General features: G+C 56.0%; 13 protein-coding genes. 9 read left to right on the forward strand and 4 right to left on the reverse strand.

What is annotated here, in order from left to right; genetic code table 11:
* The first annotated feature begins 92 nt into the window (after positions 1-92).
* Positions 93-1214, forward strand: coding sequence for a ribosomal protein uL16 3-hydroxylase (locus DSD31_RS15565; RefSeq protein WP_113991165.1), 1122 nt, complete (start codon positions 93-95; stop codon positions 1212-1214).
* A gap of 299 nt (positions 1215-1513) precedes the next feature.
* Here the strand turns inward: DSD31_RS15565 and pepT are convergent, their stop codons facing one another.
* Positions 1514-2743 carry a peptidase T gene (gene pepT, locus DSD31_RS15570; RefSeq protein ID WP_004860623.1) on the reverse strand — a complete coding sequence of 410 codons (1230 nt, stop codon included), beginning with the start codon at positions 2741-2743 and terminating at the stop codon, positions 1514-1516.
* A gap of 274 nt (positions 2744-3017) precedes the next feature.
* On the opposite strand from pepT, the gene potA reads away from it, so the two are divergent.
* From potA to DSD31_RS15595, 5 genes are all read left to right on the forward strand, one after another.
* Positions 3018-4136, forward strand: a complete 1119-nt coding sequence (gene potA, locus DSD31_RS15575; protein ID WP_064357164.1) for a spermidine/putrescine ABC transporter ATP-binding protein PotA — start codon at positions 3018-3020, stop codon at positions 4134-4136.
* Positions 4120-4977 (forward strand): spermidine/putrescine ABC transporter permease PotB, encoded by an 858-nt coding sequence (gene potB / locus DSD31_RS15580; RefSeq protein WP_004860619.1) that lies wholly within the window; start codon positions 4120-4122, stop codon positions 4975-4977. Before potA ends, potB begins: the two co-directional genes overlap by 17 nt.
* On the forward strand, positions 4974-5759 hold the full coding sequence (gene potC / locus DSD31_RS15585) for a spermidine/putrescine ABC transporter permease PotC (protein ID WP_004860615.1): 786 nt from the start codon (positions 4974-4976) through the stop codon (positions 5757-5759). The genes potB and potC overlap by 4 nt, the downstream gene beginning before the upstream one ends.
* Positions 5756-6802, forward strand: coding sequence for a spermidine/putrescine ABC transporter substrate-binding protein PotD (potD, locus tag DSD31_RS15590; RefSeq protein ID WP_064357165.1), 1047 nt, complete (start codon positions 5756-5758; stop codon positions 6800-6802). The genes potC and potD overlap by 4 nt, the downstream gene beginning before the upstream one ends.
* A gap of 106 nt (positions 6803-6908) precedes the next feature.
* Positions 6909-7430 (forward strand): methyltransferase, encoded by a 522-nt coding sequence (locus DSD31_RS15595; protein WP_113991166.1) that lies wholly within the window; start codon positions 6909-6911, stop codon positions 7428-7430.
* Between the two features lie 24 nt (positions 7431-7454).
* On the opposite strand, the gene DSD31_RS15600 is transcribed toward DSD31_RS15595, so the two are convergent.
* Together DSD31_RS15600 and DSD31_RS15605 are read right to left on the reverse strand one after the other, a co-directional pair.
* Positions 7455-9092 carry a long-chain fatty acid--CoA ligase gene (locus DSD31_RS15600; RefSeq protein ID WP_044351710.1) on the reverse strand — a complete coding sequence of 546 codons (1638 nt, stop codon included), beginning with the start codon at positions 9090-9092 and terminating at the stop codon, positions 7455-7457.
* Positions 9093-9397: 305 nt separating this feature from the next.
* Positions 9398-10117 (reverse strand): response regulator transcription factor, encoded by a 720-nt coding sequence (locus DSD31_RS15605; RefSeq protein WP_004860603.1) that lies wholly within the window; start codon positions 10115-10117, stop codon positions 9398-9400.
* Between the two features lie 144 nt (positions 10118-10261).
* On the opposite strand from DSD31_RS15605, the gene DSD31_RS15610 reads away from it, so the two are divergent.
* From DSD31_RS15610 to DSD31_RS15620, 3 genes are read left to right on the forward strand one after another with little or no spacing between them, the layout of a single operon-like run.
* Positions 10262-10873, forward strand: a complete 612-nt coding sequence (locus DSD31_RS15610; RefSeq protein ID WP_113991167.1) for a cytochrome b/b6 domain-containing protein — start codon at positions 10262-10264, stop codon at positions 10871-10873.
* A gap of 52 nt (positions 10874-10925) precedes the next feature.
* Entirely contained in the window at positions 10926-11672 is a 747-nt protein-coding gene (locus DSD31_RS15615) for a molybdopterin-dependent oxidoreductase (protein WP_369974015.1), read from the forward strand.
* A 49-nt stretch (positions 11673-11721) separates the two neighbouring features.
* The gene (locus DSD31_RS15620) at positions 11722-12012 is read left to right on the forward strand and encodes a pentapeptide MXKDX repeat protein (protein WP_032717221.1); all 291 of its coding nucleotides are present in this window, start codon (positions 11722-11724) and stop codon (positions 12010-12012) included.
* Between the two features lie 104 nt (positions 12013-12116).
* On the opposite strand, the gene tkt is transcribed toward DSD31_RS15620, so the two are convergent.
* Positions 12117-14120 carry a transketolase gene (gene tkt, locus DSD31_RS15625; RefSeq protein WP_113991169.1) on the reverse strand — a complete coding sequence of 668 codons (2004 nt, stop codon included), beginning with the start codon at positions 14118-14120 and terminating at the stop codon, positions 12117-12119.
* Position 14121 lies beyond the last annotated feature (1 nt).

Below are 14121 nucleotides of genomic sequence, written 5' to 3' on the forward strand. Positions count from 1 at the left end.
GTGACTGCGAAGCACAATCGCCGTCAACAAAGAGGCAGTTTGAAGCATGGCGTGTATAATCCCAGACAGACACCTGCTGTGGAATAAATAAAATGGATTATCAATTAACGCTCAACTGGCCTGACTTTATCGAACGCTACTGGCAAAAACGCCCGGTAGTCCTCAAGCGCGGCTTCGCTAATTTCGTCGATCCCATTAGCCCGGATGAACTGGCCGGGCTGGCGATGGAAAGCGAAGTCGATAGCCGCCTGGTCAGCCACCAGGACGGGAAATGGCAGGTCAGCCATGGCCCTTTCGAAAGCTACGATCACCTGAGCGAAAACAACTGGTCGCTGCTGGTGCAGGCGGTGAATAACTGGCACGAGCCGACGGCCGCGCTGATGCAGCCCTTCCGCGCGCTCCCCGACTGGCGTATTGATGATCTGATGATCTCTTTCTCCGTGCCCGGCGGCGGCGTAGGTCCCCATCTCGATCAGTACGACGTGTTTATCATCCAGGGAACCGGCCGGCGTCGCTGGCGCGTGGGCGATAAAGTCCCGATGAAGCAGCACTGTCCACATCCGGACCTGCTGCAGGTGGATCCGTTCGACGCCATCATTGATGAAGAGATGGAACCGGGCGATATTCTCTATATTCCGCCGGGATTCCCGCATGAGGGTTATTCCCTGGAAAACTCGCTCAACTATTCGGTGGGCTATCGCGCGCCAAATGCCCGCGAGCTGTTCAGCGGCTTTGCCGACTATATTCTGCAGCGTGAACTGGGCAGCCAGCGCTATGCCGATCCGGATGTGCCTTCCCGCGATCACCCGGCGGATATTCTGCCGGCTGAACTCGACCGCCTGCGCGATATGATGCTGGAGTTGATTAACCAGCCAGAGCATTTTAAGCAGTGGTTTGGCGAGTTTATCACCCAGTCCCGCCACGAGCTGGACGTGGCTCCTGCCGAGCCGCCGTATCAGCCTGATGAGATTTACGACGCGCTGCAACAGGGCGATCGCCTGGTGCGGCTGGGCGGGCTACGCGTGCTGCGTATCGATGGCGAGGTGTTCGTCAACGGCGAGAAAATTAATTCGCCGCACCGTCCGGCGCTGGACGCGCTGGCAACGCATCTGTCGCTTAACGCGGAACATTTTGGCGATGCGCTGGAAGACCCGTCGTTCCTCGCGATGCTGGCTGCGCTGGTCAACTGCGGCTACTGGTTCTTCGAGGACTAAACCGCGCGATGCCCGGTGGCGGCTCGCGCCTTACCGGGCCTACGGACCGGGCACCGGGATTGTGTATCGAACCGCATGTATTGCCCGGTGGCGGCTCACGCCTTACCGGGCCTACGGGCCGGACGCCGGGATTGTGTATCGCACCGCATGTATTGCCCGGTGGCGGCTCGCGCCTTACCGGGCCTACGGACCGGACGCCGGGATTGTGTATCGCACCGCATATATTGCCCGGTGGCGGCTCGCGCCTTACCGGACGTATAGCCCGGATAAGCGCCGCGCTATCCGGCGGCTCTCCGCGATCAGACGCCGCGTTTTGCCGTCAGCTCCGCGATGCGCACAATCACCTGAACCGCCTTCTCCATCCCCTCCAGCGTGACGAATTCATGCTTGCCGTGATAGTTATAGCCGCCGGTAAACAGGTTCGGACAGGGGAGTCCCATAAAGGAGAGCTGCGCACCGTCGGTACCGCCGCGAATTGGCTTCATTTGCGGTTCAATATCGCAATCCACCATCGCCTGGCGGGCAATCTCGACGACGTGCGGGTGCGACATCACTTTTTCATGCATATTGTAATAGCTGTCTTCAATCACCAGCTCAATATAGCAATCCGGATGCAGCCCCTTACCGACCTTTTTGGCTATTTCCATCATTTTGCGCTTGCGGGCCTCGAACTGCTTACGGTCAAAGTCGCGAATGATGTAGTGCATTTCGGCCCGGTCAACGCTGCCTTTCATGCTCGCCAGATGGTAAAAACCTTCGTAGCCTTCGGTGGTTTCCGGCACCTCGTCGGCAGGGATTTCCGCATGAATCCGTGCCGCCAGCGACAGCGCATTCACCATCACCCCTTTTGCGGTGCCCGGATGGACATTATTGCCCACGATCTTAATGGTCACCGACGCGGCGTTGAAGTTTTCAAACTCCAGCTCGCCCACGCCACCGCCGTCAACGGTATAGGCCCAGCGGGCGTCAAACGCGGCGACGTCAAAATGCTTCGCCCCTTTCCCGACCTCTTCGTCCGGCGTGAAGGCCACGCGAATATCGCCGTGAGGAATGTTTTTCGCCTTCAGCGTCGCCAGCGCGGTCATTATCTCGGCAATACCGGCCTTGTCATCGGCGCCAAGCAGCGTTTTGCCATCGGTGGTGATCAGCGTTTGCCCGAGCAGCTGGTGCAGGACCGGGAACATCACCGGGGAGAGCACTTCATCGCCAATCCCGAGAGCGATATCACCGCCACGGTAGTTTTCAACGATTTGCGGGTTTACGTTTTTGCCGCTGAAGTCCGGCGCCGTGTCGACGTGGGAAATAAAGCCAATGGGCGGAATAGCGCCGGCAACGTTGGCCGGAAGGGTTCCCATCACCGTCCCTTTCTCACTTAGCGTTACATTAACCAGTCCCATCTCTTCCAGCTGCGCCTGCAGCAGGCGTAACAGCTTCCACTGACCTTCCGTGCTTGGAACCTGACGCACGCCAGGCTTCGACTGTGTGTCCAGAGAAACGTACTGTAAAAAACGCTCAAGCAATTTATCCATGTAGCCACCCTCATCTTTTGTGACAACATTATTCATAAGCCCGAAAAGACAAATATTGCGTCAGGTCATTTTTAGCCCGGCAAATAAAAATTTAATACATGAACCGACGTATTGTTGTAAAGGTCGTGCATCCATATGAGACAGGCATTGGCGATCGCAAGCGATTGCCGTAGAATGCTTGCCCTCGTTTATTATGCGCAACCGCAAAGGTGGTTAACCACAAACCCCGCAACGGTCAATCGTCCGCTGCGTCTACATGGGACAGAGTTAAAAATTGAATATACAACCGCGTTCGCTTTCGCCGCTGGTGCAACTGGCGGGAATTCGCAAAAGCTTTGATGGAAAAACGGTTATCTCAGATCTGAATCTGACCATCAACAACGGTGAGTTTCTCACCCTGCTTGGCCCCTCTGGCTGCGGTAAAACCACCGTTCTTCGTCTTATTGCCGGGCTTGAAAACGTCGACAGCGGGCGAATTCATCTCGAAGATCAGGACATCACTCATGTTCCGGCGGAAAACCGCCACGTCAATACCGTCTTTCAAAGCTACGCTCTGTTTCCCCATATGAGCGTATTCGAAAACGTCGCCTTCGGTCTGCGGATGCAGAAAACGCCGGCGGCGGAAATCACGCCTCGCGTCCTCGATGCGCTACGCATGGTCCAGCTGGAGGAGTTTGCCCAACGCAAACCGCATCAGCTCTCCGGCGGCCAGCAGCAGCGGGTGGCTATCGCCCGGGCAGTGGTCAACAAACCGCGCCTGCTGCTGCTGGATGAGTCCCTGTCGGCGCTGGATTACAAGCTGCGTAAACAGATGCAAAACGAGCTGAAGGCGCTGCAGCGTAAGCTTGGCATCACCTTCGTCTTCGTCACCCACGATCAGGAAGAGGCCCTGACCATGTCCGACCGCATCGTGGTCATGCGCGATGGGAAAATCGAGCAGGACGGCACGCCGCGTGAAATCTACGAAGAGCCGAAAAACCTGTTCGTCGCCAGTTTTATCGGCGAGATTAATCTGTTTAATGCAACGGTCATTGAACGCCTTGACGAGCAGCGCGTCCGCGCCAGTGTTGAAGGCCGTGAATGCAATATCTACGTCAACTTCCCCGTCAAGCGGGGCCAGCGGCTGAACGTTCTGCTGCGCCCGGAAGATCTGCGCGTCGATGAAGTCCACGACGGCAGCGATGCCGACGGACTGATCGGCTACATCCGCGAGCGCAACTACAAAGGCATGACGCTGGAGTCGGTTGTCGAACTGGAAAATGGCAAAATGGTGATGGTCAGTGAATTCTTTAACGAAGACGATCCGGACTTTGACCACCCGCTTGACCAGAAAATGGCCATTAACTGGGTAGAAAGCTGGGAGGTTGTGCTGGCAGATGAAGAACACAAGTAAATTCCAGAATGTGGTGATCGCCACTATCGTGGGTTGGCTTGTGCTGTTTGTGTTCCTGCCCAACCTGATGATCATCGGTACCAGTTTTTTGACCCGCGACGACGCCAGTTTCGTCAAGCTGGTCTTCACGCTGGATAACTACACGCGCCTGCTGGATCCGCTCTATTACGACGTGCTGCTGCACTCGCTCAATATGGCGCTGCTGGCGACCCTGGCCTGCCTGGCGCTCGGCTATCCTTTCGCCTGGTTTCTGGCCAGGCTGCCGGAAAAAGTGCGTCCGCTGCTGCTGTTTCTGCTGATCGTGCCGTTCTGGACCAACTCATTGATCCGTATCTACGGGCTGAAAATATTCCTCAGCACCAAAGGGTATCTCAACGAGTTTCTGCTGTGGCTGGGGGTGATTGATACGCCGCTGCGCATCATGTACACCCCGTCCGCGGTCATCATCGGACTGGTCTATATTCTGCTGCCGTTTATGGTGATGCCGCTCTACTCCAGTATTGAGAAGCTGGATCGTCCTCTGCTGGAAGCGGCAAGGGATCTGGGCGCCAGCAAGCTGCAAACCTTTATCCGCATCATTATTCCACTGACGATGCCGGGCATTATTGCCGGCTGCCTGCTGGTGATGCTGCCGGCGATGGGGCTGTTCTACGTCTCGGATCTGATGGGCGGCGCTAAAAACCTGTTGATCGGTAACGTTATCAAGAGTCAGTTCCTGAATATCCGCGACTGGCCGTTTGGCGCCGCAACCAGCATTACTCTGACGCTGGTTATGGGCCTGATGCTGTTAATTTACTGGCGCGCGGCGCGTCTGTTGAATAAGAAGGTGGAGCTCGAATGATCGGTCGACTGCTGCGCGGCGGCTTTATGACCGCCATTTATGCTTACCTTTATATTCCGATCATTATTCTGATCGTCAACTCGTTTAACAGTTCGCGCTTTGGTATTAACTGGCAGGGCTTCACCACCCGGTGGTATAGCCTGTTGATGAACAACGATAGCCTGCTGCAGGCAGCGCAGCACTCGCTGACCATGGCGGTGCTATCGGCCACCTTTGCGACGCTGATCGGCTCGCTGACCGCCGTCGCGCTGTATCGCTATCGTTTTCGTGGTAAACCGTTCGTCAGCGGGATGCTGTTCGTGGTGATGATGTCGCCGGATATCGTCATGGCCATCTCCCTGCTGGTGCTGTTTATGCTGATCGGCATCCAGCTCGGGTTCTGGTCGCTGCTGTTTTCGCACATCACCTTCTGCCTGCCTTTCGTGGTGGTGACGGTCTATTCGCGTCTCAAAGGTTTTGATGTGCGGATGCTGGAGGCGGCGAAAGATCTGGGCGCCAGCGAGTTGACCATTCTGCGTAAAATTCTTCTGCCGCTGGCGCTGCCTGCCGTGGCCGCCGGATGGCTGTTGAGCTTTACGCTATCGATGGATGATGTGGTGGTATCGTCATTCGTAACCGGCCCGGGTTACGAGATCCTGCCACTGAAGATCTACTCGATGGTCAAAGTGGGCGTATCGCCGGAAGTGAACGCCCTGGCGACGATTCTGTTAGTTCTGTCGCTGGTGATGGTCATCGCCAGCCAATTGATTGCACGTGATAAAACTCAGGGGACGTTAAAATGAAAAAATGGTCACGCCACCTGCTCGCAGCGGGCGCTCTGGTAATGGGTATCAGCGCCGCGCATGCGGACGACAGCAAAACGCTCTATTTCTATAACTGGACCGAGTATGTGCCGCCGGGTCTGCTGGAGCAGTTCACCAAAGAGACCGGCATCAAGGTTATCTATTCCACTTACGAGTCGAATGAAACCATGTATGCCAAACTCAAAACCTATAAAGACGGGGCGTACGATCTGGTGGTGCCTTCCACCTATTTCGTCGACAAGATGCGTAAAGAAGGCATGTTGCAGAAGATCGATAAGAGCAAGCTGACTCACTTCAATAACCTCGATCCGCAGATGCTGAATAAACCGTTCGATCCGGGCAACGATTATTCCATTCCCTACATCTGGGGCGCTACGGCCATTGGCGTCAATAGCGATGCTATCGACCCGAAAACCGTCACCAGCTGGGCCGACCTGTGGAAACCAGAGTATAAGAGCAGCCTGCTGCTGACCGACGATGCGCGGGAAGTGTTCCAGGTTGCCTTACGTAAGCTGGGCTATTCCGGCAATACTACCGACCCGAAAGAGATTGAAGCCGCCTACAACGAGCTGAAAAAACTGATGCCTAACGTGGCGGCGTTTAACTCCGATAACCCGGCCAACCCCTATATGGAAGGCGAAGTGAATCTCGGCATGGTGTGGAACGGTTCGGCATGGGTTGCCCGCCAGTCAGGCACGCCGCTCGAGGTCGTCTGGCCGAAAGAAGGCGGGATCTTCTGGATGGATAGCCTGGCGATTCCGACGAATGCGAAAAACGTCGACGGCGCGCTCAAGCTGATTAACTTCCTGCTGCGCCCGGAAGTGGCAAAACAGGTGGCGGAAACCATCGGCTACCCGACGCCAAACCTCGCCGCGCGTAAAATGCTCAGCCCGGAAGTCGCCAATGATAAGTCGCTCTACCCGGATGCCGACACCATCGCCAAAGGCGAATGGCAAAACGATGTCGGCAGCGCCAGCACCCTGTATGAAGAGTATTATCAGAAGCTAAAAGCGGGCCGTTAATCCCGTCAGGCGGAGCCCCGGCTCCGCCGTTTTTTTGTCCTCTCTCTGCGTGGCTCAGCTACACTTTTCCTCATGACACCGCTGAATGTCCGGCTCGAGGTTAATCATGATGGCGACGGTATGGCTGTTTCTGGCACTGTTCAATCTGGTCGTATTTACCGCCTTTATCATTCCGCACAAGCAGCCGGCCGAGGCCTCTCCTCTGTTTCCTGTCGCCGCGATCAAACTCTTAAGGTTCATGTGGCTGGTTCCGATCCTTATTTTTGGCTATAGCCTGTCTCTGGTGGCAACCATTAGCCTGATTGAATGGGGATGTCTGGCGATTGCCGTGATCGGTAATATCCTGATGATAAAAGGCAAACTTGATTTAGGCCGGTGCCATACCTGGGCGGGTTACTATCTGCCCGGCGTATCGGCTATCAGAACCGGCATTTTTAGATGGCTTCCCCACCCTATGTATACCGGCATCGTTCTGGTCATTCTCTCGTGCAGCCTGATTTACGTCACCCACCTGCCGGCTTACATCAGCGCGATGGCGTTGATCTGTTGTCTTTATATCATCATTTTTTTACTGTTCGCCGCTTACAGAGAAAGCAAAATGCTTATGCCCCTGGCTCACGGGGCATAAACCTTAGGGCGGCCAAAAACCGATTTAGCCCGCCTCGCGCCCATCCGCCATCAGAATCTGACCGAACTCGGCGCGCAGTCGGTTTTTCAGGACTTTACCGGTGGCGCTGACGGGGAGCGCATCGATGAACAGAATCCGGTCCGGCAGCTGCCATTTCGGCACCCGTGCCTGGTACCAGGCCAGCAGCTCCGGCTCTTCAATTTCGCCCCCTTCTGCCCTGACGCACAGCAGCACCGGACGCTCATCCCAGCGCGGATGCTGCGCCGCAATCGCCGCCGCGCTGCGAATCGCCGGATGGGCAAGGGCAATATTCTCCAGCTCCACCGTCGAGATCCACTCTCCGCCGGACTTAATGATATCTTTCGCCCGATCGTGAATCACCAGGTAGCCATTCTCATCAAGAGTGCCAATATCGCCGGTATCGAACCAGCCGTCATCGGTCAACGCCGTATCGGGACGACCATAGTAATTTGCCGCCACCCAATGGCCGCGCACCTGCAGATAGCCCTGACTTTCGCCATCGTTGGCCAGCGTCTGGCCCTGCGCATCCACCACCCGCAGATCGATGCCAAAAATGACGCGTCCCTGACCGTGCCCCCGTTTTTCCTGTGTCTCCTGGGTCAGGGCCTTATGTTTGCTCAGCGGCGTGTTGATGGTGCCGATGGGCGAAGTCTCGGTCATCCCCCAGGCATGAATCAGCGCAATATCATAATCGCGGCGGAAGACTTCAATCATCGACGGCGGCAGCGCCGACCCGCCGACAAAAGATCGTTTAAAATGCGGCAGGCGAATATCCGATTTACGCAGCGCGGCAAGCAAACCGGCCCAGATGACCGGAACGCCGAAGGCGACGCTGACCTGCTCTTCGCTCAGCAGCCGCAGCAGGCTGTCGCCGTCCAGATTCGGCCCCGGCAGAACCAGGCGAGCGCCCGCCATCGCGGCAATAAAAGGCGTGCCCCAGGCATTGACGTGGAACATCGGCACCACCGGCAGCAGCGTGTCCTGTGCCGATATACCGGCCGCATCCGGCTGATTGCCGCTCAGCGTATGCAGTACCAGCGAGCGGTGGGTATTCAGCACCCCTTTCGGCTTCCCCGTGGTCCCGGAGGTATAGCACAGCGAGGCTGGAGAATCTTCGCTCACCTCGGGCCAGCGATACGCCGGATCCGCTTCAGCGACCAGCTCATCAAAAAACAGCAGCGCATCCAGCGCGGCGAGCGCTTCGTCATTCCGCGGCGCCAGCAGAACAAAATGCTTTACCGTTGGCAATTGGGGCCGCAGCGCGCAGATAAGCGGCAGAAAGGTGTAGTCGAAAAACAGAATCTCGTCCGCGGCATCATTGATGATAAAGGCGAGATGTTCCGCGGACAGGCGTGGATTGATGGTATGCGTCACCCATCCCCCAGAACTGATGCCAAAATAGATTTCCAGATGACGGCGATTATTCCACGCCAGCGTGCCGCAACGGGCGCCTGCCGGGAGATCCAGCAGATGCATGGCGGAGGCCAGATGCCGGGCGTTATCCGCCACCTCTCCCCAGGTACTGTACTCCCTTCCCCCCAACGTCCCGACCGAGACAATTCCCGTATCGCTATGATATCGCGCGGCATGTTCAATGAGCGCCCGGGTCGTTAAATCCTGATACATCATCGGTGGATGCATGACTGATACTCCGCGACTGGCTGATATGTTGTGTAAGTGATGCGGTCCGGTGTGCACGCGAACACTCACTAAATCTGGCAACAACCCGGGCAGCCAACCAAAACAGATGTGCAAAATTTAGCGTTCACGCACAACAATTCTCGTCTGGCGGCGGGGAATGTGATGGGAGATGGCTTTTCACCCGCCGCGACAGCGCGCGCTATCGGCAGAAGAGAGGCCGGTGAACGGCGAGCGAGACAGCGGCGCGCAGCGAAGAAAGTACGAGTGGTACTCGCGCCGCATTCGACTCGCGCCGGCGGAATGTTTCAGCAGCCAGGCTCGGGGTGCGGGGCCGTAAATTTGTAGCCTTTTCCCCAAACCGTCAGGATAAACTCCGGCTCCGCCGGATTATCTTCTATTTTCATCCTCAGCCGATTAATGTGCGTGTTGACCGTATGCTCATACCCTTCATGCTGATAGCCCCAGACCTGGTTGAGCAAGCTGATGCGGGAAAAGACCTTATCGGGATGCCTGGCAAAGAACCACAGCAGGTCGAACTCGCGCGGCGTCAGGTCAAGCGGGAGATCGCGCAGGCGCGCTTCGCGCGCAAGCGGGTCGATGGCCAGCCGGTCAATATGCAACATGCCGGCGTCCTGCATCAGATTCTGGGTCATGGCCTCCTGACGGCGGAAGAGCGCCTTCACTCGCGCCACCAGTTCAAGCATTGAAAAGGGTTTCGCGAGGTAGTCATCTGCCCCGAGCTCCAGCCCCAGGACACGATGGACTTCACTTGAGCGCGCGCTGATTATCACTATCGGCATGTAGCTTGCCATAGTGCGGGCATGCCGGCAGATCTCCAGACCGTCGATGCCCGGTAACATCAGATCGAGGATCAGCGCGTCCCAGCCGCCCTGCCTGACCATCGCCAGCCCACCGACGCCTTCAGCAGCATGGCTGATTTCATAGCCCTCTTCGCATAAATGTAGCTGCAGAAGCTCCGCGATATTTTCATCATCTTCAATAATTAACACTTTTTTGGGCTTCATCGCTGCCGCCTTATTGATCGCTTTCAGAGAAAGTCTATACGACATTTGCATCGCGAGTTATCACATTTAATTTAACTTTTCGTGATACATCGGCGAACAGATTCAGGCCACACTGTGATTAACGCAATAACCGGGAATATCATGATGAACAGCCCCTCAGGTCAGGTGAAACCCGCTATCGTTCATCCTTTGTGGTTAAGAATTTGCCACTGGGTCAATGCGCTTTCGATATTAATTATGGTGGCCAGCGGCTGGCGTATTTATAACGCATCACCGTTGTTTAATTTTGATATTCCGGATGCACTGACTCTTGGCGGTTGGCTGGCCGGCGCATTGCAATGGCATTTTTCAGCAATGTGGTTATTTGCTCTTAACGGTGTATTTTACCTGCTGATGAATGTTGTCAGCGGACGCTTAAAAAAACAATTCTGGCCGCTGTCGCCACGAGGGGTCATTCACGATTTTATTTCCGCATTACGCGGCAGGCTGACACATGACAATCCCGGCCATTATAACTACGTCCAGAAACTGGCCTATCTCTTCGTCATGCTCGATAGCATTATTCTGGCGCTATCCGGTCTGGTTATCTGGAAGTCTGTGCAGTTTCCGCTGCTACGAACTTTACTCGGGGGATATGACACCGCACGGGTGATTCATTTCCTGGCGATGTCCGCGCTGATGGGGTTTGTCGTTATTCATCTGCTGATGGTGCTGCTGGTCCCGAAAACGTTACTGGCGATACTCCGCGGACGATAAGGAAAATACAGTGAACAATCATAAAAATTTACTCTCCGCAGCCGACAAGACAATCGTCGTTCAGGAGGCGAGCCGGGAAATTAACAAGCAGCTCTCATCGGAAGGCCGCCGCCGCTTTATCAGGCAGGGATTAACCTTTGGCGGCCTGATGCTGTTAACCGGTTGCGATATCAGCAATAACAGCGAGGTCGAAAAAACCTTAAGCCAGATCTCCCGATTTAACGATCGTATTCAACACTGGTTATTTAATCCTGATAACCTTGCGCCGGTTTATCCCGAAAGTAGGATCGCTCGCCCTTTCCCGTTTAATGCATTTTATAGCGAGGATCAGGCGCCTACGATCGATGCCGGCGATTATCGCCTTGAAATTACGCGATTAGTAACGGACAAACGCCCCTGGACACTGGCCGAACTCCATACAATGGCGCAGGTCAGCCAGGTCACACGGCATATTTGCGTGGAAGGATGGAGCGCCATTGGTAAATGGGGCGGGGTTCCTTTTGCCCTCTTCCTCAAAAGGATCGGTGCCGATCTGCGCGCCAGCTACGTCAGTTTTCGCTGTGCTGATAATTATTATACCAGTATTGACATGGCCACTGCGCTCCATCCCCAGACGATTATTGCATTAACCTACGATGGCCAGCTATTGCCGCGTAAATATGGTTTTCCGATGAAGTTAAGAATTCCAACCAAGCTCGGCTATAAAAACCCGAAGCATATTATGGCGATTGAAGTGACCAATCGTTACCCCGGCGGCTACTGGGAAGACCAGGGTTATAACTGGTTCGCGGGTAGTTAATTTATGGCCGTCATCATCCGTTATTTATACAACATGAAGGAATTACCAAATGAAAAAAATGAATACCTTACTGATGTGCTCTGCTTTATTTTTCGGTATATCCAGCGTCTACGCTGCCGATAATATGGCGAAAGATAACATGGCCAAAGATAATATGGGTAAGATGTCTCACAACTGCACGAAAGATAGCATGAAAAAAGAGTGTATGTCGAAAGATGGGATGTCAAAGGACGCTATGTCGAAGGATAGTATGAGCAAGGACGCCATGAGCAAAGATGGTATGGCCAAAGATTCAATGTCGAAAGACAAAATGGGCAAAGACGCGATGGGTAAACAATAACCGCGCCGCCCGGCGACGAGGTCAAAGGGGTTGCCTGCCGGTTGGTCAGGTAACCCCCTTTTCATTTCATGGAGCCAAAGCCCGCGCGTTCTGCGACGCTATGACTACAGCAGCGCTTTCGCTTTCGCGACCACGTTGTCGACGGTGAAGCCGAACTCTTCGAACAGCTGCTCTGCCGGCGCAGACTCACCGAAGGTGGTCATGCCAACGATAGCGCCATTCAGGCCGACGTATTTGAACCAGTAGTCGGCGATGCCGGCTTCAATGGCCACGCGAGCAGAGACCGCTTTCGGCAGCACCGATTCACGGTACGCCGCATCCTGCTTGTCGAACGCGTCGGTAGACGGCATGGAGACCACGCGCGCCTTCACCCCTTCGGCAGTCAGTTTGTCCCACGCGGCAACCGCCAGCTCCACTTCAGAGCCGGTGGCAATGAAGATCAGCTCCGGCTGACCGGCGCACTCTTTCAGCACGTAGCCACCGCGAGCGATGTTCGCCAGCTGCTCAGGAGTACGATCCTGCTGCGCCAGGTTCTGACGGGAGAGGATCAGCGCGGTCGGGCCGTCGTGACGCTCAACGCCATATTTCCACGCCACCGCCGATTCCACCTGGTCACACGGACGCCATGTGGACATGTTCGGGGTCACGCGCAGGGACGCCACCTGCTCTACCGGCTGGTGCGTCGGGCCATCTTCGCCCAGACCGATGGAGTCGTGGGTGTAGACCATCACCTGACGCTGTTTCATCAGCGCCGCCATACGCACCGCGTTACGGGCATATTCCACGAACATCAGGAAGGTGGAGGTGTACGGCAGGAAACCACCGTGCAGAGCGATCCCGTTGGCGATCGCGGTCATGCCGAATTCACGCACGCCGTAATGGATATAGTTACCGGCGGTGTCTTCGTTAATCGCTTTCGAACCAGACCACAGAGTCAGGTTGGACGGCGCCAGGTCAGCAGAGCCGCCGAGGAATTCCGGCAGCAGCGGGCCAAACGCTTCAATCGCATTCTGCGACGCTTTACGGCTGGCGATTTTCGCCGGGTTAGCCTGCAGCTTAGCGATAAATTCACTGGCTTTGGCGTCGAAGTCAGCCGGCATTTCGCCCTTCATACGACGGGTGAATTCAGCGGCTTCCTGCGGGAAGGCTTTCGCATAAGCAGCGAACTTCTCGTTCCAGGCCGCTTCTTTCGCCTGACCGGCTTCTTTGGCATCCCACTGTGCGTAGATTTCAGACGGGATTTCGAACGGCGCGAATTTCCAGCCCAGCTGTTCGCGGGTCAGCGCAATCTCTGCATCGCCCAGCGGCGCGCCGTGGGAATCGTGGGTACCGGCTTTGTTCGGCGAACCGAAACCGATGATGGTTTTGCACATCAGCAGGGACGGTTTGTCGGTGACCGCACGCGCTTCTTCTACCGCACGTTTGATGGCGTCTGCGTCGTGACCGTCAACGCCGCGCACCACGTGCCAGCCGTAGGCTTCGAAACGTTTAGCGGTGTCGTCGGTGAACCAGCCTTCCACATGACCGTCGATGGAGATACCGTTGTCATCATAGAACGCCACCAGTTTACCCAGTTTCAGGGTACCGGCCAGGGAGCAGACCTCGTGAGAGATCCCTTCCATCATGCAGCCGTCGCCCATGAAGGCGTAGGTGAAGTGGTCAACGATATCGTGGCCCGGACGGTTGAACTGCGCGGCCAGCGTTTTTTCCGCGATAGCCATGCCCACAGCGTTAGCAATCCCCTGACCCAGCGGGCCGGTGGTGGTTTCTACGCCAGCGGTGTAGCCCACTTCCGGGTGGCCCGGCGTCTTAGAGTGCAGCTGACGGAAGTTTTTCAGCTCTTCGATCGGCAGATCATAACCGGTGAGGTGCAGCAGGCTGTAAATCAGCATCGAGCCGTGGCCGTTGGACAGCACAAAGCGGTCGCGGTCGGCCCAGGCCGGGTTGTTCGGGTTATGTCTCAGGAAGTCCCGCCACAGGACCTCCGCAATGTCAGCCATCCCCATCGGGGCACCGGGGTGGCCGGATTTGGCTTTCTGTACCGCGTCCATGCTCAGCGCACGCAGCGCGTTGGCGCACAGACGGCGGGGGGTTTTCGTGGTGTTCATG

The organism is Klebsiella sp. X13 (assembly GCF_003323835.1).
GTDB classification, from domain to species: Bacteria; Pseudomonadota; Gammaproteobacteria; order Enterobacterales; family Enterobacteriaceae; genus Klebsiella; species Klebsiella ornithinolytica.

Bases quoted from the DNA above. Each gene is read 5' to 3' on its own strand.
- pepT (WP_004860623.1), bottom strand. From the start codon at position 2,743: ATGGATAAATTGCTTGAGCGTTTTTTACAGTACGTTTCTCTGGACACA.
- DSD31_RS15595 (WP_113991166.1), top strand. From the start codon at position 6,909: ATGATGGCGACGGTATGGCTGTTTCTGGCACTGTTCAATCTGGTCGTA.
- DSD31_RS15600 (WP_044351710.1), bottom strand. From the start codon at position 9,092: ATGCATCCACCGATGATGTATCAGGATTTAACGACCCGGGCGCTCATT.
- DSD31_RS15605 (WP_004860603.1), bottom strand. From the start codon at position 10,117: ATGAAGCCCAAAAAAGTGTTAATTATTGAAGATGATGAAAATATCGCG.
- potD (WP_064357165.1), top strand. From the start codon at position 5,756: ATGAAAAAATGGTCACGCCACCTGCTCGCAGCGGGCGCTCTGGTAATG.
- potB (WP_004860619.1), top strand. From the start codon at position 4,120: ATGAAGAACACAAGTAAATTCCAGAATGTGGTGATCGCCACTATCGTG.
- DSD31_RS15620 (WP_032717221.1), top strand. From the start codon at position 11,722: ATGAAAAAAATGAATACCTTACTGATGTGCTCTGCTTTATTTTTCGGT.
- potC (WP_004860615.1), top strand. From the start codon at position 4,974: ATGATCGGTCGACTGCTGCGCGGCGGCTTTATGACCGCCATTTATGCT.
- tkt (WP_113991169.1), bottom strand. From the start codon at position 14,120: ATGAACACCACGAAAACCCCCCGCCGTCTGTGCGCCAACGCGCTGCGT.
- DSD31_RS15565 (WP_113991165.1), top strand. From the start codon at position 93: ATGGATTATCAATTAACGCTCAACTGGCCTGACTTTATCGAACGCTAC.
- DSD31_RS15610 (WP_113991167.1), top strand. From the start codon at position 10,262: ATGAACAGCCCCTCAGGTCAGGTGAAACCCGCTATCGTTCATCCTTTG.